The sequence below is a fragment of the Nocardia brevicatena NBRC 12119 genome (assembly GCF_000308495.1).
Classification (GTDB): Bacteria; Actinomycetota; Actinomycetes; order Mycobacteriales; family Mycobacteriaceae; genus Nocardia; species Nocardia brevicatena.
The window spans coordinates 42892-63857 of sequence record NZ_BAFU01000242.1 but is presented as its reverse complement, the minus strand read 5'-3'; the positions used below and the strand labels follow the sequence as shown (position 1 = coordinate 63857).

The 20966-nt window shown below is 67.6% G+C and carries 17 protein-coding genes; 13 read left to right on the top strand and 4 right to left on the bottom strand.

From position 1 onward, the window contains the following. The 13 genes from sucB to ON20_RS37045 form a co-directional block, all read left to right on the top strand. Positions 1 to 772, top strand: a 772-nt coding sequence (sucB, locus tag ON20_RS29620; RefSeq protein WP_040841219.1) for a 2-oxoglutarate dehydrogenase, E2 component, dihydrolipoamide succinyltransferase, incomplete at its 5' end; no start/stop codon positions are given. Positions 773 to 779: 7 nt separating this feature from the next. Further along, positions 780 to 1679, top strand: a complete 900-nt coding sequence (locus ON20_RS29615; protein ID WP_040841217.1) for a TIGR01777 family oxidoreductase — start codon at positions 780 to 782, stop codon at positions 1677 to 1679. After that, positions 1676 to 2203, top strand: coding sequence for a GNAT family N-acetyltransferase (locus ON20_RS29610; RefSeq protein ID WP_174361955.1), 528 nt, complete (start codon positions 1676 to 1678; stop codon positions 2201 to 2203). The genes ON20_RS29615 and ON20_RS29610 overlap by 4 nt, the downstream gene beginning before the upstream one ends. 2 nt (positions 2204 to 2205) lie before the next feature. Continuing rightward, on the top strand, positions 2206 to 2949 hold the full coding sequence (gene lipB, locus ON20_RS29605; RefSeq protein ID WP_040841215.1) for a lipoyl(octanoyl) transferase LipB: 744 nt from the start codon (positions 2206 to 2208) through the stop codon (positions 2947 to 2949). After that, entirely contained in the window at positions 2946 to 3962 is a 1017-nt protein-coding gene (lipA, locus tag ON20_RS29600; protein WP_040841213.1) for a lipoyl synthase, read from the top strand. The genes lipB and lipA overlap by 4 nt, the downstream gene beginning before the upstream one ends. A 256-nt stretch (positions 3963 to 4218) precedes the next feature. Then, on the top strand, positions 4219 to 4545 hold the full coding sequence (locus ON20_RS37050) for a CU044_2847 family protein (RefSeq protein ID WP_040841211.1): 327 nt from the start codon (positions 4219 to 4221) through the stop codon (positions 4543 to 4545). 11 nt (positions 4546 to 4556) lie between these two features. After that, a complete protein-coding gene (locus ON20_RS29590; protein WP_040841210.1) occupies positions 4557 to 6470 on the top strand; it encodes a S1 family peptidase in 1914 nt (637 codons plus the stop codon). Next, entirely contained in the window at positions 6467 to 7483 is a 1017-nt protein-coding gene (locus tag ON20_RS29585; protein ID WP_040841208.1) for an AAA family ATPase, read from the top strand. The genes ON20_RS29590 and ON20_RS29585 overlap by 4 nt, the downstream gene beginning before the upstream one ends. A 1-nt stretch (position 7484) precedes the next feature. Next, complete coding sequence (locus tag ON20_RS29580) at positions 7485 to 9869, top strand: SAV_2336 N-terminal domain-related protein (RefSeq protein ID WP_040841206.1); 2385 nt, start codon at positions 7485 to 7487, stop codon at positions 9867 to 9869. After that, a complete protein-coding gene (locus ON20_RS29575) occupies positions 9866 to 11473 on the top strand; it encodes a chloride channel protein (protein WP_040841204.1) in 1608 nt (535 codons plus the stop codon). The genes ON20_RS29580 and ON20_RS29575 overlap by 4 nt, the downstream gene beginning before the upstream one ends. Positions 11474 to 11514: 41 nt before the next feature. Beyond that, positions 11515 to 12804 carry an HEXXH motif domain-containing protein gene (locus ON20_RS29570; protein WP_040841203.1) on the top strand — a complete coding sequence of 430 codons (1290 nt, stop codon included), beginning with the start codon at positions 11515 to 11517 and terminating at the stop codon, positions 12802 to 12804. A gap of 14 nt (positions 12805 to 12818) precedes the next feature. Further along, on the top strand, positions 12819 to 15854 hold the full coding sequence (fxsT, locus tag ON20_RS29565; RefSeq protein ID WP_169332402.1) for an FxSxx-COOH system tetratricopeptide repeat protein: 3036 nt from the start codon (positions 12819 to 12821) through the stop codon (positions 15852 to 15854). Positions 15855 to 16166: 312 nt separating this feature from the next. Continuing rightward, positions 16167 to 17126: a hypothetical protein gene (locus ON20_RS37045; protein WP_157229111.1), complete on the top strand. Its 960-nt coding sequence runs from the start codon at positions 16167 to 16169 to the stop codon at positions 17124 to 17126. Between the two features lie 878 nt (positions 17127 to 18004). Here the strand turns inward: ON20_RS37045 and ON20_RS29545 are convergent. The 4 genes from ON20_RS29545 to ON20_RS33660 all read right to left on the bottom strand — a co-directional run bounded on the left by ON20_RS29545 (position 18005) and on the right by ON20_RS33660 (position 20905). Then, positions 18005 to 18184: a hypothetical protein gene (locus tag ON20_RS29545; RefSeq protein ID WP_040841193.1), complete on the bottom strand. Its 180-nt coding sequence runs from the start codon at positions 18182 to 18184 to the stop codon at positions 18005 to 18007. Positions 18185 to 18225: 41 nt separating this feature from the next. Further along, positions 18226 to 19422 carry a Cmx/CmrA family chloramphenicol efflux MFS transporter gene (locus ON20_RS29540; protein WP_051163613.1) on the bottom strand — a complete coding sequence of 399 codons (1197 nt, stop codon included), beginning with the start codon at positions 19420 to 19422 and terminating at the stop codon, positions 18226 to 18228. 125 nt (positions 19423 to 19547) lie between these two features. Continuing rightward, positions 19548 to 20120, bottom strand: a complete 573-nt coding sequence (locus ON20_RS29535; RefSeq protein ID WP_040841190.1) for a TetR/AcrR family transcriptional regulator — start codon at positions 20118 to 20120, stop codon at positions 19548 to 19550. A 53-nt stretch (positions 20121 to 20173) separates the two neighbouring features. After that, positions 20174 to 20905 (bottom strand): SAM-dependent methyltransferase, encoded by a 732-nt coding sequence (locus ON20_RS33660; RefSeq protein WP_051163612.1) that lies wholly within the window; start codon positions 20903 to 20905, stop codon positions 20174 to 20176. Between the last annotated feature and the right edge of the window lie 61 nt (positions 20906 to 20966).

Genomic DNA, 20966 nt, shown 5'->3' with positions numbered 1-20966 from the left:
CGCGGCTCCCCGGGCCGCGGCCCCGGCTCCCAGCCCGGCGCTGGCCGCGCTGCGCGGTACTACCCAGAAGGCCAACCGCATCCGGCAGATCACCGCCACCAAGACCCGGGAATCGCTGCAGACCACCGCGCAGCTCACCCAGGTGCACGAGGCGGACGTCACCAAGATCGCGGCGCTGCGGGCCCGGGCAAAGGCCGATTTCGCCAAGCGCGAGGGCGTCAACCTGACGTTCCTGCCGTTCTTCGCCAAGGCCGTGGTCGAGGCGCTGGGCGTGCACCCGAATGTGAACGCCAGCTACAACGAGGACACCAAGGAGATCACCTACCACGCGTCGGTGCACCTGGGTATCGCCGTCGACACCGAGCAGGGCCTGCTCTCCCCGGTGATCCATAACGCCAGCGATCTCTCGCTGGCCGGGCTGGCCCGCGCCATCGCCGATATCGCCAACCGGGCGCGCACCGGCGGCCTCAAGCCGGACGAGCTGGCGGGCGGCACCTTCACCATCACCAATATCGGCAGCCAGGGTGCCCTGTTCGACACCCCGATCCTGCTTCCGCCGCAGGCGGCGATGCTGGGTACCGGCGCGATCGTGAAGCGTCCGGTGGTGGTGACCGACGAGAACGGCAACGAGTCGCTCGGCGTGCGGTCGATGTGCTATCTGCCGCTCACCTACGACCACCGTCTCATCGACGGCGCCGACGCCGGGCGGTTCCTCACCACCATCCGGCATCGGCTGGAAGAGGCCGCGTTCGAGGCCGACCTCGGACTGTAAGGCCGATATGAAGGTCGTGATCGCCGGTTCGTCCGGGTTGATCGGCACGGCGCTCGTCGCGGCCCTGCGCCGCGACGGGCACCGCATCGCTCGGCTGGTCCGGCGCCCGGCCGCCGGGCCGGACGAGCATGTCTGGAATCCGGCGCGCGGCGAACTCGACGCCCAGGTGCTGCACGGCGCCGACGCCGTGGTGAACCTGTGCGGTGCGGGTATCGGCGACCGCCGCTGGACCGGCTCCTATAAGCAGGAGCTGCGCGACAGCCGCCTCACCCCCACCGATGTGCTGTCCCAGGCGGTCGCCGCCGCCCAGGTACCGGTACTGGTGAATGCCAGCGGCGTACACGTGTACGGCGGTGCGACCGGCGACCGGATCGTCGACGAGACCGTTCCGCCCGGTACGGGTTTCCTGGCGACCCTGTGCCGCGACTGGGAGACCGCGACCACGCCCGCCGCGGCGGCGGGCGCCCGGGTGGTGCTGCTGCGCAGCGCGGTCGTCCTGTCCCGCCACGGCGGTATGCTCGCCAAACTGAAGCCGCTGTACCTGCTGGGGCTCGGGGCACGGCTGGGCAACGGCCGCCAGTATTCGCCGTGGATATCCCTCGACGACGAGGTCGGCGCCATCTGCTACGCGATCACCCACGATACGGTCGCCGGCCCGGTGAACACCGTGGGCCCGGCCCCGGTCACCAACGCCGAGTTCAACCGTGCGCTTGGTCGGGTGCTGAACCGTCCGACCCCGCTGTTCGTCCCGGCGTTCGCACTGCGCGCGGTGATCGGGGAGTTCGCCGAGGAGGCGATCCTGCACGGCCCCCGGGCCATCCCCGCGGCCCTGGAAGAGGCGGGCTACGAGTTCCGCCACCCCACCATCGGCGCCGCCTTGGCCGCGGTCGTCGGCAACGGCCGATGACCGTCGCCGGCGTCATCACCGTCCGCGACGCCCGTATGGAGGATCTGCCCGCCATTCTCGTCATCCACAATCGGGCGATCGCGGAAACCACCGCCATCTGGGATACGGAACCGGCGGATATCGGCGAGCGTCTGGGCTGGTTCCGCAACCGCACCGGGTCCGGCCGTCCGATCCTGGCCGCCGAGATCGACGGCGAGCTGGCCGGTTACGCCGGTTACGGCCCGTGGCGCCCCAAGGACGGCTACCGCCACACCGTGGAGAACTCGGTCTACGTCGACGACCGCTTCCACCGGCGCGGCGTCGCGACGGTCCTGCTCACCGAGCTGATCGCTCGCGCCCGTCGCGCCGGCGACGTGCATGCCATGGTTGCCGCCATCGAATCCGGCAATACCGCTTCCATCGCCCTGCACGAACGTTTCGGTTTCCGCACCGTCGGCGTGCTGCCGGAGGTGGGCCGCAAATTCGACCGCTGGATGGACCTGACGCTGATGCAGCTCACGATCGAGATGAGCGTAACGTCTTGACGGTGAACAACACGCGCACCGCCACCCGGTCGGCACGCTACGACACCACACCCGTCGTCGTGCGCGATCTGGGCTTCATCGACTATCAGGAGGCGTGGGACCTGCAGCGGTCCCTCGCCGAACAACGCGCCATGGGCAGCGGCTCCGACCATCTGCTGCTGCTCGAGCACCCCTCGGTGTTCACCGCGGGCCGGCGCACCCGGCCGGAGGACCTGCCCGTCGACGGCAGCCCGGTCGTACAGACCGACCGCGGCGGCAAGATCACCTGGCACGGCCCCGGCCAGCTGGTCGGCTATCCGATCATCCGCCTGGCCGAACCCATCGATGTGGTCGATTACGTGCGCCGCCTCGAACAGTCCCTCATCCAGGTGGTCACCGAACTCGGCGTGGAATGCGGCCGAGTGGAGGGCCGCTCCGGTGTCTGGCTGGCCGCCGACGGCCCGCTGCGGCCGGAGCGCAAGATCGCCGCCATCGGTATCCGTGTGCAGCGCGGTATCGCCATGCACGGCATCTCCCTGAACTGCAATCCCGTCCTCGACGGGTTCGACGCCATCGTGCCGTGCGGTATCCGCGATGTCGGAACCGCCACGCTGTCGCATGAACTCGGCCGCGAGGTCACCGTCGCCGAGATCCGTCCCCGCGTCGCCGAGGCCGTTCTCGCCGCCCTCGACGGCGATCTGCCCGTCACCGCACACGATATCCCCCGTGCCGCGGCGAACGAGACGAAAGTGGAGCAGGTTTCGTGACTTCCGCCCAAGCCCCCGCCGGCCGCAAACTGCTGCGTATCGAGGCCCGCAACGCCGAGACCCCGATCGAGCGCAAGCCGAAGTGGATCCGCACCCGCGCCACCATGGGCCCGGAGTATTCCGAGCTCAAGGGCCTGGTGAAACGCGAAGGCCTGCACACCGTGTGCGAGGAGGCCGGCTGCCCGAATATCTTCGAATGCTGGGAGGATCGCGAGGCGACGTTTCTCATCGGCGGTGAACAGTGCACCCGCCGTTGCGATTTCTGCCAGATCGACACCGGCAAACCGGCCGCCCTCGACCGTGACGAGCCCCGCCGTGTCGCCGAGAGCGTCCAGGCCATGGGTCTGCGCTACTCCACCATCACCGGCGTCGCACGCGACGACCTGGACGACGGCGGCTCCTGGCTGTATGCCGAAACGGTCCGCGCCATCAAGGAGCTCAACCCCAATACCGGTGTCGAACTCCTCATCCCCGATTTCAACGCCGATCCCGACCAGTTGGCGGAGGTGTTCTCCTCCCGCCCCGAGGTGCTCGCCCACAACCTGGAAACGGTGCCCCGGATCTTCAAGCGCATCCGCCCCGCGTTCCGCTATGAGCGTTCTCTGGCGGTGCTCACCGCCGCCCGCGAGGCGGGCCTGGTCACCAAGTCCAATCTCATCCTCGGCATGGGCGAAACCCCCGAGGAGGTCACCCAGGCCATGCGCGACCTGCACGACGCGGGCTGCGATATCCTCACCATCACCCAGTATCTGCGCCCGTCTCCCCGGCATCATCCGGTGGACCGCTGGGTGAAACCGGAAGAGTTCGTGGAGCATTCGAAGGCCGCCGAGGAAATCGGTTTCGCCGGTGTCATGGCGGGCCCGCTGGTCCGTTCGTCCTACCGCGCCGGCCGGCTCTACGCCCAGGCGATGGCGCACCACGGCCGTGAGATCCCCTCCGCCATGGCGCATCTCGCCGAGGAGGGCACCGCCGCGCAGGAGGCCAGTGCCGTCCTGTCCCGCTTCGGCAGCTGAGCAAGTCGATCACTCGCCGCCCGCGTAACACGCTCACCACGAGGTTGTTACGCGGGCGGTGGCCGTTGTTCGTGCGACTCGCCGAAGCGCTTGCCGTACAGGATATTTCGATGGTCTAATGCGAGGCCGACGGAACAGACGGGCGTGGCGTCGTAAGACACACGAACATGGCCGTTTCCGCGCGGATTCGGCCCATCGCGCGGTATCTCCGTCGGTACTGTTGATATGTGGCCCGAGACCAGGAGCGGGGGCGGATATGACGCATATCGAACGCGTCGAAATGCCGGATGGGGCGGTCATCTACGCCCGGGTCGACGAAGAGGAGTCGGCACAGGCGGGGGTCGACGTCGGTCTGCGCGACCGGTTCAAACTCGACTCCCTCGGCCCGACGATCCGCAGCGTGGCGAGTTCGGTGCACCAGAGCGTCGACGGCCTGAAACCCGACCGGGTGTCGGTCGAATTCGGCCTCGAACTGTCGCTGGACGCCGGAAAGGTCGTGGCGGTCCTGGCGTCGGGCGGAGCCAAGGCTTCGCTGAAGGTCACCCTCGACTGGGATCTGGGCGCCACATCCGCCGGAGCGTAAGGGGACGAGCCGTGTCCATCAGGGATCTGCTCAGGTCCGCCACCGCCGCGGTCGCCCGCGACGAGCCCGACGGCGAGCGGATCGGCACGGCGTTCCGCGTCGCCTCCGGCTACGCGGTGACCGCCGCCCATGTGGTCGGGCAGATGTCCGGTGATCGGGTGCGACTGGACTTCGGCGAGGGCAGCTCGTTCGGCGCGGCCGTCGTCGCCGCCGACCGGCCGGACCCTGCCGGTCGGTGGACGTTCGAGGATCTCGCCGTCCTGCGGATCGATGAACCCGAGGCGGTATCGGCACCGTGTGTGCTCATGGCCGACGTGTTGCCCGAGTATGACGACCGTCTCGTCATCTGTGCGCTCAACGCCGTCTTTCCGCCACGGGTTCTGGAACTGTACGAGATGTACCGGGTCCGTGAGACACATGCGTCCGCGAAGCCGCCGTTCTTCACCATCGACGGAAACCGCGCGGTCATCAGGGGCATGTCGGGTGGGCCGGTGTGGTCGGTGCGGCACGGCGGGGTCATCGGGTTCGTGAAGGCGAGCGAACATATCGGGGCCGCTCAGGGCGGCGCGATCGCGTGTCTGCTCGACGGTCTGCGCCGGGTATGCGAACCGAAGCTCTACGACGAGATCGTCACCGGTCACGACGCCTACCACCACCGCCACGAGGCGTGGACCGACCGACTGGTGGGCTCGGCGGAGGCCGTCCTCCGGCGATGGCTGGTCGTGATCCACGGTCGGCTGGCCGCGATCACCACCGCGGAGGAGCGGCGTGTTCCGACCGCTCTGCTCGATACGCTGTTCGATCTCTACCCGCCCGACACCGCCCGATTCGTCACCCTGCGCGATCTGGCCGAGTATGTGGGTACCGAAACCCACGAACCCGAATGGGGCCTGACCAGGTTCTGTGTGCACACCGCGGCCCATCTGCCGGGCGATTCCCCGAGCGCCGAGGGACTGCTCGGCCTGCCCAGGTCCCGGGGCATGGTGTCGGAGCGCCGCAGCCGGGACTTCGCCATGTTGCTCGAGTCGGCCCGTCCGGTGACCGACGAGGTCACGACGCTGTTCGGGGTCATACTTCCCGAGGAGGGGCCGCGGGTGGACGACCGTTCACCGACGCCGTATCGGATCGAGTTGGCCCGCAAAACCGGCACCCGGGAGATCGTCTCGCTCGACGGGGGCGGCCACTGCGTCGATTTCGCCGACGCCAAGGAGGAACTGAAGCGCGAACTCGATCGAGTCCTGCGTGATATCTACCGCCCCAAGGACACGGTGGAGATCGTCGTCGCGCTACCCGACAAGCACCTCACCGAGGAACCGCTGTACACCTGGCTGCGTCCCTCCGATTCGCGTCCGTTCGCCAAATTCCTCATGCGATTGCGACGCAGCCGCACCTGGGAGAAGACCGGCGAGCAGATCGCCGAGCTCGAGGACCGATGGGAACTGTTACACCGCAAGGGTGTCGACGCGATGGCGTGGTTCGACTGTGTGGATCCGCGTGCTCGAGACCTGCCGGCGCTCCAGGAACTGTTCGTCCTCGACGATTCACCGGCCGCGATCGCGGTCACCGAGGTGCCCAGCGTGCAGGTGCTCACGGCGGCGCACTCGAACGCGCTACCGGTCACGCTGTGGCGTAACGACCGGTGCGCGGCGCATTACGCCCCGCCCACCCGCGACACGCCTTCGGGACCTGCGGCCGACACAGCGTGCCGTGGCACTATCTTTCGTGAAGTAGTGAGTCAGACCCTGGCCCGAGTCCCTCCGGCCGAGTGGTACACCTCCATTTGGAACAATCAGCGCGGCGCGGGATCGTCCGCCCACGATCGGGGGCTTTGGCGCGCCGTCATTTTCCTGCTCGATGTACCGGGTCAGAGCAAGCGGCGTCCACACCCGCTCGCGGGCCCCCGAAGCGAATCGGGAGTGAGATGACAGCGCCGAATTGGCACGTGTTCCGCGGGTCGGGCGAGCCGCGGCCGGATGGCTGGGACGCGGTTCCGCAACCCATGATCGCTCGCACCTTCACCGGCGGTCCGACGCTGCAGCCGCCGACGCCGCAACCGGATCAGCCCGCCCAGACGGACCGGAAGTTGGGTCGCGGCGATATCGGTGCGCACCAGTTGCGCCCCGACGATCTCGACATCATCAATGCCGCCCTGCTGTGCCGACGGCCGCTGCTGGTCTCCGGTGCCCCCGGCCTCGGGAAATCGTCACTGGCCTACCTGATCGCCCGCGAGCTGGGGTTGGGCCCGGTGCTGCACTGGCCGATCACCAGCCGCAGCACATTGCGCGACGGCCTCTATCACTACGACGCGCTGCGCCGATTCGAAGAGGCCCAACTCCGCGGCACCACCCCGGGCGCCGACAGTGCCCGTGATCTGGCCGACTACATCACCCTCGGCCCGCTCGGTACCGCGTTGCTCCCGTACGAGCGACCCCGGGTGTTGTTGATCGATGAGATCGACAAGTCGGATATCGATCTGCCCAACGATCTGCTGCACGTCTTCGAGAACGGCGAATATCACATCGACGAGCTACGCCGGGTGCGCGCCCACCTGCCCGAGGTGGAGGTTTTCACCCATGAGGGCCGGGAACGGGTGCCCGTGCGCGAGGGATTCGTGCAGTGCAACGCGTTTCCGGTCATCATCATGACCAGTAACGGCGAACGCGAGTTCCCGCCCGCTTTCCTGCGTCGGTGTCTGCAACTGCGCTTGGCCAAACCCGACCGGTTGCAGCTCGAGCGGGTGGTCGCCGCACACCTGGGAAGTGCCGTGGTGGACGAATACGACGACATCATCGATGATTTCATACGTCGCCGCAGTGAATTGGGCGCACTACCGACCGACCGGCTGTTGATCGCCCTGCACGTCCTGACCCAGGCGGACGGGGTGGACCGGCAACGGCTGGCCGAGCGGCTCATGCAACCGACGGACACCGGAGGCTGAGATGGCGAGCCTGTCCGAATTGCTCGATGCCCTACACGGGCTGGATGTCGACGGCGGTCTGGTGGCGGAGGCGCTGTGGCTCGCCCGGCATATCGACGAGCAAGCGAAGTCCCCGGCGGCGCCGGCGGAACCGCCGTCGGGACGGGAGTTCGACCCCACCGCACCGCCGACACCTTCGCCCGGCGGACAGAACCATCCGCTGGTGCCGCGCGAGCCACCGCGCGTAGAACAGCGCGGCACGGCCGAGGAATGGCGGTACCGCCCCGATATCGACGTGCCCACACCGTCCCCGATCGACTCGGCGGGACGTCTGCTCGGCGAGTTGCGGCCGATGGCCCGCCGTATCGCCGATCCCCGGCAGCGGGAATTCGACGAGGAAGCGACCGTCGACCGTGCCGCGCGCACCGCGATCGCGTGGCCGGTGACCCGTCCGCTGCCGGTGCGGCAGCGGGAGGCCGCATTGGTTTTCGACCGGCATTCGTCGATGGCGGCCTGGAGCGGTCTGGTCGACGCGGTGCGGACGCTGGTGGACGCGGTCGGTTTCCGTCGGGTGACGGTGTGGTATCTGGACGCGGACGGCCCCGCGGAACCGCGGCTGGCCACCCACATGTACGAGGCGGCGAACCGTCCGCTCGCGACGCTGAACGATCCGAGCGGACGACGGGTCGTCATGGTGTTCTCCACCTGTCTGGGCGATGCCTGGGTGCGTGGCACGGCAGCCGTGGCCTTGGAACGACTGGCGGGCCGGTCACCGGTCGCGGTCGTGCAGCCGCTGCCGAATCGTCTGTGGCGCCGTACCGGTCTGGACTGGGAACAGGGACGACTGACGCCTGTGATCCCGGACCGCCCGTCGCCGTTGCGCGTGCTCGCCCCCGCGGACAAAGCCGTCACCCCGGTTCCGGTCATCGAGTTGACCTCCGGCTGGCTCGGGCCGTGGGCGCAACTGCTGGCCGGTGAACGCCACACCGTCGGCTACCCGCTGCTGCGCCGGCCCACACCGGCGCAGACGGAAGCCGCACGTCCCCTGGGCGAACGCCAGGATGCCGAACTGGGTGTGGGCGCCGTCGAGCAGGTGCGGCGGTTTCGGGCGGCGTCCTCGCCCGACGCGTTCCGCTTGGCGGCCGGTCTGGCCCAGGTTCCGCTGCTGCTGCCGATCATGCGTTTGATCCAGCAGGCGGTGCTGCCCGGCACCGGCCGCAGTGTGCTCGCCGAGGTGTTGGCCGGGGGTCTGATCGAGGACGCCACCGGGGGGTCCGCGCCGCCGTACACCGTTCCCGAGGACAGCCGGATGTTCGCGTTCCGGCCGGGGGTGGCCGATGTGCTGCGCAGCGCCATTCCGCGCAGCCAGGCCGCCGAGGTGTTGACGGTCGTATCGCGGTTCATCGCCCAGCGCTACGACGTGCCCGGTTCGGTGTTCCGCGCCACCGTCTCGCAACCCTCCGAGGGTCGCGCGCCCTTCGCATACCTGTCGCCGGCCACGCTGCGCCGGATCGCGCCGAATTTCCCCGCTCCGCCCACCGAGCCGCCGAGCGCCGAGGACGAGCAGCGTTATGCCGATGCGGTCGGCGCCGTCGCCGTCGCGTTGCGCCGCGATGACGGCGAGGCCGCGCTGGAAGCGGCCCGCCACGCCCTGCAGACCCTGCCCGGCGGCCATCCGCGCCGGTCGGAGCTGGTGAAACGTCTCACGGGTCTGCTGCGAGGGCGGTGGGAGAACACCAATGAGGTTCGCTATCTCGACGAGGCGATCGCAATGGCCAAGATGGCCTTGGCCGAACTCGCCGACGACACCGCGCCCACTCTGGTCGAGTTGGGTGATCTGCTTCTGCGCCGCTACGAGACCGCCGGCGGCCCCGATTTCCTGACCGACGCCACCCGCGTCCTGCGTACCGCCCTGGACACCGTCGAACCGGCCGATCCGATGCGGCCCCGGCTGGCCGAGCGTCTCGGCGACGTCCTGGTCCGGCGCTGTGAGGGCACCGGTGAGCCATTGCACGGCTGGGAAGCCGTGGACCGGTATCTCGCGGCGGGTCAGGCGTCCGAGGACGACACCGCCCGTCCGGCTCTGATGTTCAAGGTGGTGCGCGCCTATCTCGATATCGTGGCGATGTCGGCCTACCCGCAGCGCGACGTGGAGACCCGTATCGTCGAGCAGTTCGGGTACGGGGCCGCGGGGCTCACGGACCCGCCGCCGGCCACGGTGTCCGCGGCCCTGCTCGCCGCCGCCGAGCGGGCGGTGTACGCGGTGCGCTCCGATACGCTGCCGGTTCCTGTCGCTACCCGGCTCGTGAATATTCTCGCGACGGTTCCCGGTGTGGACACCGATCCGGCGCTGTCTCGTGCCCATCGCATCCTCGAGGATGTCGCGACCAGCAACGATTCGCCATGACCGAGGGGGACCGGCCACTTCGCCGTGCGAGGGCGCTCGGCGCCGCGCTGGTGACGGCGGGTGTCGTCGCCGGGCTCGGAGCCGCCGCGCTGCGCACCGCCCTCGATCTCACCACCGGCGTACTGTTGGGCTCCGCCCTTTCGCTCCAACCGGTCGCCGACGGGCTGTGGCACGCTCCCACCGAGCCGCTGCCCGATGGCCGGGCGCTGATGCTCCCGCTGCTGATCGCGGTCGGCATGGTGGTGACCGTGGCGCTGTCCCGGCTCGGCGGACCGCAGGTGAACGGAACCGACGGGGTCATCCACGCGGTCAACACCCGTGAGCTCACCGACCTCACCGCCCGCGGCGCCGTCGCCAAACTCGCCGGTACCGCCCTGACATTGGGCTCCGGCGGTTCCGGCGGCACCGAGGGGCCGGTGGCACAGGTGACCGCCTCGTTGGGCGCCGCGCTCACCCGGAAGCTGGGCCTGTCCGCCGCGGACGCGAGCCTCGTGGTCGTCGCGACCATGGGCGCGGGTGTGGGAGCGTTGTTCGGGGCGCCCCTCGGTGGCGCGATTCTGGCGGGGGAACTTCTGCGACGCCGCGGTATCCGCTGGTCGGCCTTGTGCGCCGCGCTGCCGGTCGCCCCGATCGCGTTCGGCGTCTACGTGGCCCTGTACGGCTATCATCCATTATTCGGCAGCACCGCTTTGGGTCCCCTGTGGAACCCGCTCATCACGGCCCTGCTCGCGGTGGTCGGCCTGGGTTGCGCGCTGCTGGCCCGCCTGTACGCGTGGACGTTCCACCGGCTCGGCGCCCTGTTCGCCCCGGCGCGGCAACGACCATGGCTCACCGCCGCTGTCGCCGGGCTCGGTATCGGTGCGGTCGGCATCGTGATCCCGATGACGCTCGGCACGGGATACGGCATTGTGGTGCTGGGGTTTTCGCAGCCTTCGGCGGCCGCACTGCCGCTGTGGCTGCTCGCGGTACTGCCGTTCGTCAAGATCGCGACCACGGCCGTCACCCTGAACACCGGGGGCGTGGGCGGGGTGTTCGGTCCCGCCATGGTCATCGGTGCGGCGGCGGGCACGTTCGGCTGGCGGCTCGCAACGGATCTCGGCCTGGAACCCGGCCCGGTCGCGGCTTTCACCCTCACCGGACTCGCCGCCTGTCTCGGCGCGGCGGTGCGCGCGCCGCTGGCCGCGGTCGTCTTCGCCGTCGAGGTGTCGGGATATCTGTCTCCCCCTGCAGGTTTGGTGGCGGCGGTGCTGCTCGCCGGGCTCGCCACCCGCGATATCACCCTGTTCCCGAGTCAGACGGCGCCCGCGCCCCGTTTCTCCCGACGTTCGATTGTTTCGGTTATGTTGAAAACAGCTGCCGCATGGAGGAACCGAACGGTGGGCGGACCTCGGCAGGTTCGTCGGAACCGGTTCGCCCCGCCCAGGGAGGGGTGCTCGATGGAAACCGAAACCGCCTGCGGTGTGCCGGATCTGGCCGATCTGACGCTAGAGGAGCTGCGCGACGATCCATGTCCCGAGGTGATCGATGCGTTCCACACCGCGCTGCGCCGTCGCACCGCTGCCGGGATCGTCCTGGCGGGCCACAGCGGGCCCAGGGTCGCGTGATCGGCATGTCGGGAGCAGCCGGAAGAGAGCGTACCCGCACAATGAGCCGACACGGCGTCCTGACCATATCCGACGCCGAACTCGACGCCCTGGCCTGCCTGGCGGACGACCCGGGCACCCTGACCCTGCTGCAGCGGGCGCGGGCCGGCCGAAATATGGCCTTCCTCGCCGCACTGCTGCACGACGTCCATGCGAACTCCGCACCGAGCTCCCGAATCGGCCGCCCCGTCGCCGAACCGGCCCGGTCGCATGGCCGAGGCGACGCGCCGTCCCGGTCGGCTCCGGCGGGATTCGAGATCCTGGTCGCGGTTCAGCGCAGCGATCCGGAGGTGGTGCGCGATATTCTGCACCACCATCGCTTCGGGGCGTGGGCGGCGGTATGCGCGACCGAAACCGCCACCCGCCCTTCGACCGGTGGTCCGACCGAGGGGGCGTATCTCGCCTCGTTCGCCGCCGCGGCCGCCATCCGGGCCGGTATCGAGTTCGACCTGGACCTCCCCCAGGTCGGCGACACGGTGGTGTTGCCCGGACTGGGTTGTTGGACCGGCCCTGTCGCCGACCGGGTCTCGGTGCGCTATCGCGGTGGCGCGTCACCGCGACCGGATGGATATCGCTGGGTGCCGTTGCGGCGGTTGACCGCCTCGTCTCCGCTCGGAGTGGCCGATGTCGAGTTCGACGATCTGCCGCCCACCCCCTCGGCCTGGCCGGACGCCGTGCCCACGGGCTCTAGGGACCGCTGGCACCCATATGACGGCACCGAATTCCGCCGCTGGCAGCGGCTGTTCGCGGCAGCGTTGCCGTTGATGGCCGCCGCCGTACCCGAACTCACCGCACCGCTCGTCCAGGGGATGCATGCCCTGCTGCCGCGTGGGCGGAAACCGGGCGGGTTCCTGACGTCCACTCTGGTGGATTCGTTCGGCGCCGCCACCATGATCCGCCCGGACGACCCGGTGACGCTGGCGATCGGCCTGTTGCACGAGTTCCAGCATTCGAAGTTGGCCGTGCTGATGGAGCTTCGGCCGCTCGTCGCCGAGGAGGGTCCGGCCGATCTGCCGTCGCCGTGGCGGCGCGAACCCAGAACCGCCGGTGCCGTTCTCCACGGCGCGTACGCGCATCTTGCCGTGGCCAGGTTCCTGCGCCGGGCGGCCGGGGACGGGTCCCGGGGCCTCGATGCATGCTCGGTCGAACAAGATGTTCGTACCGGGTGTGAGACTCTGCTCGACTCGAATCGTCTGACCCCGAGCGGTCGACGTTTCGTGACCGTGATGCGGCGCTCCGTTGCCGCCGACGACACCGGCGCAACGGTTGGGCCGACAGTGGGATGGGAGTAGCGAACGTGGTGCCGATGTCCGCGCAGCCGGCTCCGACCGGTCCGATCGTCGTCGCGTACACCTCCGCGGACACGGTGTGGGCGCTGTGGTTACAGCAGCTCGGCGCCGACTCCGGCTTCGACCTGCGGCTGCATCGGATCGAGCCGGGCGCTGGTCTACCCGACCGTCCCGATTACGGGACGCTCGTTCTCGTGATCAGCGACGGTTTCGTGCGGACCGTCGGTTTCTCACCGGACGGCTGGGCCGGCTACGCCGCCGATCCGAGGGGGCTGCTGGCCGTAGTCGTCGCATCCGCCGAGATCCCCGCGGCCATGCACGCGATACCGGCCGCCGACCTGCGGCAGTTGCCCGACGAGAAGCAGGCCCGAACCAGGATCCGGCGTGCGCTCGGCCGCACCGATCCGACCGTGCCGAGGGCGACCTTGGGGCCGGCGAGCCGGACGCGGGTGCGGTACCCGAACCAGCAGATGTTCGTCGACTACCAGTCGACAACCGTGCCTCAGCACCAGTGGAATTGGTTCTACGGTCGGGCACGCGAACTCGAGGCCGTGCGGGAGCGCCTGGACATATCCGGTGCCGCGGTGCTGACCGGTGAGCCCGGCTGCGGCAAGACATCGATCGCCGCTGCCTACGTACACCGTTTTCGCTCCCAGTACGACATCATCGCGTGGATCTCGGGTGGCAACGACGCCGTGATGCGGACCGAGCTGGGCCGTCTGGCGGGCCCGCTGGGACTGCCCGATTCGCTGCCGCGCGCCACCAGGCACCGCGATGTGGTTGCCGCCCTGCGCGTTACCACACGGCGGTATCTGCTCGTTTACGACAATGTGGTTCCCGACCATCATCGGCCGCCCCCGGAGCAGATGCTGCTGCCGAGCAACCCGGCGTTGTTGTCGGAGGTTGTCCCCTGGGACGGTTCCGGCCATATCCTGCTGACCTCGAAGACCACCGACTGGGACTCTCCGAACTCGATTCCGGTGCCCATGTTCACCTCGGCCGAGGGCGGCGATTTCCTGCGCCGGCATATCGATATCGATGAGGGTCTGGCTCGGCAGTTCAGCGTCGCGGTCGATGGCAGCCCGGTCCTGCTCAACGCCCTCGCCCGCCGGGGTTCCCGCGGCACCTCACTGGACGAAACGCTGCTGGAGCAGGTGCGTGCCGAGCCGTTCGCCTCACTGCGGGACGAGTCCTACCGGCGGACCGCGTCGATCGTGGGCGATTCACTGCGCCCGTTTCTCGACGAGCCGGTCGGTTCGGACGCGTGGGCCGCCGGTCAGCTGCTGCGCCTGTTGACCGCTTTCACCCCCGACCAGGGGGTCTCCTTGGATCTGTTGACCTCCCGGCTACCCGGTACCAACCCGGCCGGGGGGACCCGGCTGCCGGCTCCGCTGGCCAAGGCGCTGACCAACGAGCAGCGACGCAAGACCATTGTCGACCTGGCCATCCGTGACTCGGTGGCGCAGATATGCACCGACCCGCTTGTCGAACACGGCACGGCGCTGAAGATCCACCTGGTGCCCTGGCACGGTATCCACGACTTCCTGCCCCGGGATGTCTCCGAGGCGAACCGGCACACCGCGCATCAACTGCTCTGTGACGCCGATCCGAACCGCACCGATCTGCCGGCCCTGTGGAATCGCTATCTATGGCTGTGGCATCAGGTGGAGCACACCGGCGCGCTGGATTGTCCGCGGGTGGCGGATCCGGAGGACCCGTGCTCGCAGCTGCCGGAACTGACCCGCCATATCGTCAAATCGTTGCGGGTGCAGGGTGAGTTGACCGCCGCCGCGAGTCTGGGGCGACGGGCCGCGCGACTCTGGTCGCGGCTGCTGGGCGATACCCATATCGACGTGGTGCGGATCCGCGTCGTGACCGGCAATGTCCTGTGGCAGCGGGGGGAGTGGGAGCGCGCGCACGAGGCGGCCGCGGCAGCGCTGGCGGGCGTCGCGGATCAGCGCGACAGGTACCCGGAGGAGTACGTCTGGGCGGCCGACCTGCTCGCCGCGTGTATGCGTATGGCCGGTGACTGGGCCGGCGGGATCGCGGTCCACGAGCAGTCCTATGAGCGGGCGCGCCAGTACCTGGGCGAGGGCAATATCGAAACCGTGCGCGCCGCCCACAATCTGGCGGTGGCCTATCGGATGATGGGCCGGTTCGCCGATGCGATGACTCTCGACGCCGCGAACTACCAGTGCTTCCAGAACGACCCGGCGCTGGCCTCCGATCCGATCCTGCGGCTGCACTGCGTGAACAACGTCGCCCGCGATCACCGGGAGCTCGGCAACTACGAGGTGTCGGTGGCCCTGCAGGAGCGGGTGGTGGACGATTTCCTCGACCTGTTGGGCAGTCGGTTGCAGCAGAACGTGCTGCGGGCGCGCAAGAATCTGGCGGTTTCCTACCGCAAGGCGGGCCGCTACGCGGATGCTCTCCGCCTGCAATACGAGACCTTCACCGACCACCTGAAGGTATATGGTCCCGACCACCCCGAGTCCATTGCCGCGCGCACGAACACGGCCAACGACTACCGCATGACCGGCGACGCGGAGCGGGCTCTCGAATTCGCCGCCGAGGCGTACCGCCGATACGCGACCGCACACCCCACTCACCCGTACACGGCCGTGTGCGCGGTCAACCATGCGGCAGCGCTTCGGCTCACCGACCGGTACGAGGAAGCCCTGTCACTCGACCGGGAGGCGGTAGGGATTCTCACCGCCCGTCTCTCCGCGAACCACCCCTACACCCTCGCCGCACAGACCGGTGCCGCCTCGGATCTGGCCGGGCTGGGCCGGGTGGCCGAGGCGGCCGAACTCGGCACGGAGGTGCTGTCCCGCAGCCGCCGGGTTCGGGGCGCGGATCATCCCTATACCCTGCAGAGCGCGATCAATCTCGGGCTCGACCTGCGTGCGCTGGGACGGGTCGAGGAGGCCGACGCCCTCGAACAGGACGCGCTCGACCGCTATGCGGAGACTCTCGGCACCGACCATCCCGACTATCAAGCGGCGAAAGCCCGTATTCGCGGCGTCTGCGATATCGAGCCGCCACCCATGTGATATCCAATCAAAATCTTATCAGGAAGATAATCATTTCACTCGGGCAAACCGGGGGTGAAACTCTGCCCATGGGTTGATAGCCCAGTTCATCCGATCCCTTGCCGGCCCTGGCCATCGCCCGCCATCCCCGATCACCACCTTTGATACAATTCTGCTCTAAAACTTCTCAGGCGATGGGGGCACGCTCGATTCCGTTGCCATATCGTCAAGATCACTGCCGAGGCTCACCGCTCGACAGAACATTGGGATCCGGGTAGCCGGATCATCCTGTCCGCACCCCTGAGATGAATAGAATCCGTCAAGGAGTGCTGGATGTATCGTGGGCCGGATACAGAATTACGCGCTGTTACCGCCGAACTGCATACAATACTTCGTGCAGCGATGGAGTGCAAGAGCAAATCATGGCACGATTTCAGCGACAAGGTCGCCCAGGCGATCGGACGATTGTCCCGCACCAATGAGCCCTTCCAGTGGTTTTCTCGTGCCGAACATCTCCCCCCGGAGGCTTCGCCCAGCAAACCGACAATTCCGGCTGCGCCTGCCGGCCAATCCTCACAACCGGCGATTTCCGATCCAGCAGTCAACCAGAGAATCGGGGAAGGCCTTGCTGCACGGCACGGCATCGAGGTGTTCGGCTTCGAGGCGCCTGGACTCGACACACACACGGTCGGCGAAATCGCGCTGGCCGTAGACGACATGCTCACGAAATATCCCAACGCGAAAACAGAACTTGTATCGGTGGGTATCCACCGCTTACGAAGCGAGTTCGGGCTGACAGAGAGGCTTTGGACGACAACCGACGGTAGCAATCGGGTTGGCTCTCGAATATCATTCTCCGCAGAGGGGGCCAAGAATCCAACAGCGCTGTCCAAGAGTGTGACAGATTTGGTGCAGGGGGGGTATTTCAACTCAGGATCAGAACGTCGACCGGCATATACCACGATTGTTCACGAATTCGGTCATGTACTGGCAAATGCCGGCGGAGAGAAAGCCCTTGACAAAGCCGATGGCGCCTTGCGCGATCACTTCATGCGAAGATACGGCTCCGAGAAATCCGTTGAGGTCGACCTGGAAAATTCATTCAAAGAATGGCGGGCTCAGCTGAGTGGTTACAGCTTCTGGGATGAGGATCTATATGAGGCCGAAGCCTTATCCGAGGCGTTCACCGACGTCGAGATTAACCGCGACCGCGCTAGCGAACCCGCACAAGTGCTGCATAAGCTGCTGGTGGACACAGCGGAGTCGGAATGGCGGAAACAAGGATTGATATGAGGGGTCGAAGACTACCGATCGATCAGGTGCGGCGGAACTTCGAGACGAGCCTGGCCGGAGCGCTGGAGGGCTTGACTCCACCGTCTCACACAGGCTTGGGACCCCACGTCGAGAGGGCGTTGATCGCGATAGCCCTGGCATATCCAGTCGCCGGGGACGAACTCGTTGCGGAAGCCCGACGACAGTTCGCCCGAGAACTGGCCCGACGCGAACACGACAGCGAGTAGCCGTCCGGCGCCGAGGCGCGCTGCGGAGCAATGGGCACAGCCCGCCTACGTATCATGCTGCTGATCGTCTACAAGGTTCCGAGTCCGCCGCCCTCCGGTATGGACTCGCGTCGGTCTCGAGTGAGTACAGCAGCACTACGTGGTCAAATTCCTAAATTATTTCGAGCCTTCGAAGTAATTGTTCGATCGGGGCCGATCGTTGCCGGCCCCGTGGGCCGACGAGGCGAAGAACAAAGCAATGGTTTTTTTCCCGCGCACACGCCAATGAGAACAAATGCTTGCTCGAGGCCGGCGAGCGGAGGGCGTTTGTCGACGGAAGAACCTTCGATCGCGTCCTGTCCGCGAACGAGCATTTCCTGAAGACTGCCCATGCCGAACCGAAAGCCTGCTACAATATCGTTTTCGACAAACCGTCCGCTGCGCTGGAAGTATCACCGGACCTCATTGGGAGGTGCACAAAGCCCCCGAGCTCCGACCATCCCTCCAGGGGTGAAGGAGAATACGGCATCCATACCCTCGGCCGGCTTACCCGGCAGCGGACGCGAGTCATCCAGCAGCCCGAGCGCGTTCAGGGGCGCGGGGAAAACATCCGCGCGAAAATCACGCCGAGGGCGTTACCGAAGATAGTGGCGCACTCTCTGCGGTAACTCCTCAGCGTGACTTTTCTCGCGAATGCTCCTGGACCCCGACACGGCGGCCGGTCCACGGTACCGCGTCCGCTCCGTAGATGTACCGGTCGCCCTCGTCCGTGAATATCTCCCCGATGCGGGCGAATTCGCCCGTTCGGGCGCGGCGAAAGAATTCCTCGACAACGGTACGCACATTGCTCATCGGAGTACTCCTGATTTCTCGGTGGGAACTCACCGAGACCGTCAGGCCTCGATGACGGATAGTTCATGTTCGGTCGCACCGGCCTGGTCGTCGATCGCCCTGCGGGCCAGGGCAGTCGACCACCTCACGATTCCGAGTGCGGCCACTCCCAGCGCCGCACCGATCCACGCCACCGAGGGGTACCCCATCCCCGCTCCGATCGCCAGACCGCCGAGCCACGGACCGGCCGTAATACCCACATTGAACGATGAGACATTGAGGGCCACTCCCAGCGTCGGCGCCGAGGGGGCCAGCGTGAACACGCGACTGTTCAGGGCCGGATTGATGCCGAAGCCGAAGGCACCCAGCAGGAATGTGAGCACCACGACCGGCACGATGTGCTGCGCGGTCGCGGCCAGAAGCGCCGAGGTGATGGTGAGTCCGGCGATTCCGACGCCCAGGGTGCGTAACGGATGGGTGTCGGCGATACGGCCGCCGAGGGCGATACCGATCACGCTGCCGAGACCATAAACCGCCAACGCCACCGGGACCCAGTCGTCGGCCAGTCCCGTCGCCTCGGTCAGCAGCACGCCCAGGTAGCCGAAGCTCACCATCAGCGCGGCGGTGGCCACCATGGTGGTGCCGTAGAGCAGCCGGACCGGGCCGGTGGCCAAGGCGCGCAGTTCGTTCCGTATCCGCGGGATCTCGGTGGGGCGGGCATCGGGGATCTTCACGAGAATGCCGACCGCGGACAACGCCGTCGGTATGGCGACCGCCCATAAGGCCGCGCGCCAGCCCAGGTGCTGACCGATGAACGTGCCCGCCGGTAGTCCGACGATGATGGCAACGGTGAGCCCACCGGCCACCACGCTTATCGCTCTGGCGCGTGCGGTGGACGGCACCAGGGCGACCGCGGTCACGGCGGCCACCGACCAGAAACCGGCGTAGACGAAGGCCGCGATGACCCGGGACGCGAACAGTACCCGATAGTCGGAGGTCAGCGCGCCCACGACGTGCGCGGCGAGAAAGACCGCGATGAAGGCGAGCATGGCGTTACGGCGGGACCAGCGCAGTGTCGCGACGGCCAGAATCGGCGCGCCCACCAGCATGCCCATGGCGAAGGCCGAGATGAGCAACCCCGCCCGCGGTACGGATATGCCCAGGTCACTCGATATTTCGGTGAGCAGTCCCGCGAGCATCAGTTCCGAGGTGCCCTGGGCGAAGATCGATAGGCCCAGAACGTAGACGGCCAACGACATCGAAGCTTCCCTTCGTTTTAGATCGTTCAGTTCAAAACAAGAGCGGCCGGAGACATTCCCCCACGACACCACTTGGACGTCGAAGTCGAAGGAGGGGAACTACAGCACAGGTACGACCGACGACATCACAGACAACCCAGGGCGACGTCCGCGATCGCCTGCAGCGACCGCCGGGCCGCCCCACCCCGGGCGGCCACCCGCATCCCGCCGATGGTGGCGATCACGAAGTTCGCCAGATCGGCCACGCTCCTCGACCTGTCGATCTCACCGGCCGCCTGCCCGGCCTCGAGCACACTCGTGAGCACCGCCAGCCGCCGCTCCCGATCCTCGGCCAACAGTCGCGCCACCTTGGAATCGCGCTGTCCCAGTTCGACGGTGGCATTCACGACCAGACAGCCCAGCGGGTCGTCCTCCGGCGGCTCGACGACCGACCACAGCAGTGACCGTATCCGGTCCTTCACCGAACCGGGACCGTCCAGTAGCGCGAAGGCGCGGGCGTTCTTGTCGTCCATGTACCGGCGCAGCGCCCGCTCGTACAGATCGCGCTTGTTCTCGAAGGTGTTGTAGATACTGCTGCGCCCCAGCCCCGTCGCGGCGCAGAGGTCCTGCGTCGACGTCCCCTCGTAACCGGTATCCCAGAACGCGCGCATCGCCGCGTCCACCGCCCGCTGTTCGTCGAATTGCCTGGGTCGCGCCATGCGCGCACCCTAACATATTTTGGACATATCAGTCCAAAATATGCGTCGCAGTGTCACTTGAACCGCTTCCATGCCAACTGCCTGGTCATACCGAGCGAGGCACCGATACGTTCCCAGCCGACATTTCGACTCCGCAGCTCACCCACCCACTCGCGAAGGTTGCCATCGACCTGATCCCGAACCGCCGCGATTTTGGCGTCCTCGCCCAGGCCGCCTTGCCACAGCGGTGTGTACTGCTTCATTGCCGGAATGCCGCGAGCCTGGGCCAGAAGCGCGGCGCCGGCGATTCCGCCGTGCTCGAAGGCAAGTTGACTGCCCGGAGTGGACAGCTCGCCGACTGCGGTCAGCAGACGCGCGGCCTCGTCGGCTGCCAGGTAGAGCAGCAGTCCCTCGGCGAGCCACGCGGTTGGCACGGTGAGATCGAATCCGGCCGCGGCCAACACGTCCGCCCAATTCCCGCGCAGGTCGACCGGAACAATCCGGCGCTCACACGTGGGCACCGCACCGCGCCAGGCCGGCACCGCCTCCTTGAACGCGAACACCTCGGGCAGGTCGAGCTCGAACACCGTCACCGTGCTGGGCCACGGCAGCCGCAGAGCCCACGTGTCCAGCCCCGCGGTGAGCAGGACCACCTGACCGCAACCGCTGCCGATCGAGAGCAGCAGGTCCGCGCCCAGCCCGGCACCGATGGAGCATCCCAGCAGATTGATATCGATAGAGATGATCCCGCGGAGCTCGGTTCTCGTGCCGGATGATCGATCTGATGTATAGTGGGTGCCCGCCATTCCGGGTCGGCGAACGCCCGCCCAGGAGTTGACAATCCGTAAGCAAAGGAAACCCTCCTTG

Coding starts and splice junctions, on each gene's coding strand:
- ON20_RS37050 (WP_040841211.1), top strand. CDS start 4,219: ATGACGCATATCGAACGCGTCGAAATGCCGGATGGGGCGGTCATCTAC.
- ON20_RS33660 (WP_051163612.1), bottom strand. CDS start 20,905: ATGGCGGGCACCCACTATACATCAGATCGATCATCCGGCACGAGAACC.
- ON20_RS37045 (WP_157229111.1), top strand. CDS start 16,167: ATGTATCGTGGGCCGGATACAGAATTACGCGCTGTTACCGCCGAACTG.
- ON20_RS29545 (WP_040841193.1), bottom strand. CDS start 18,184: ATGAGCAATGTGCGTACCGTTGTCGAGGAATTCTTTCGCCGCGCCCGA.
- ON20_RS29615 (WP_040841217.1), top strand. CDS start 780: ATGAAGGTCGTGATCGCCGGTTCGTCCGGGTTGATCGGCACGGCGCTC.
- fxsT (WP_169332402.1), top strand. CDS start 12,819: ATGTCCGCGCAGCCGGCTCCGACCGGTCCGATCGTCGTCGCGTACACC.
- ON20_RS29535 (WP_040841190.1), bottom strand. CDS start 20,120: ATGGCGCGACCCAGGCAATTCGACGAACAGCGGGCGGTGGACGCGGCG.
- ON20_RS29585 (WP_040841208.1), top strand. CDS start 6,467: ATGACAGCGCCGAATTGGCACGTGTTCCGCGGGTCGGGCGAGCCGCGG.
- ON20_RS29610 (WP_174361955.1), top strand. CDS start 1,676: ATGACCGTCGCCGGCGTCATCACCGTCCGCGACGCCCGTATGGAGGAT.
- ON20_RS29540 (WP_051163613.1), bottom strand. CDS start 19,422: ATGTCGTTGGCCGTCTACGTTCTGGGCCTATCGATCTTCGCCCAGGGC.
- ON20_RS29570 (WP_040841203.1), top strand. CDS start 11,515: ATGAGCCGACACGGCGTCCTGACCATATCCGACGCCGAACTCGACGCC.
- ON20_RS29575 (WP_040841204.1), top strand. CDS start 9,866: ATGACCGAGGGGGACCGGCCACTTCGCCGTGCGAGGGCGCTCGGCGCC.
- ON20_RS29580 (WP_040841206.1), top strand. CDS start 7,485: ATGGCGAGCCTGTCCGAATTGCTCGATGCCCTACACGGGCTGGATGTC.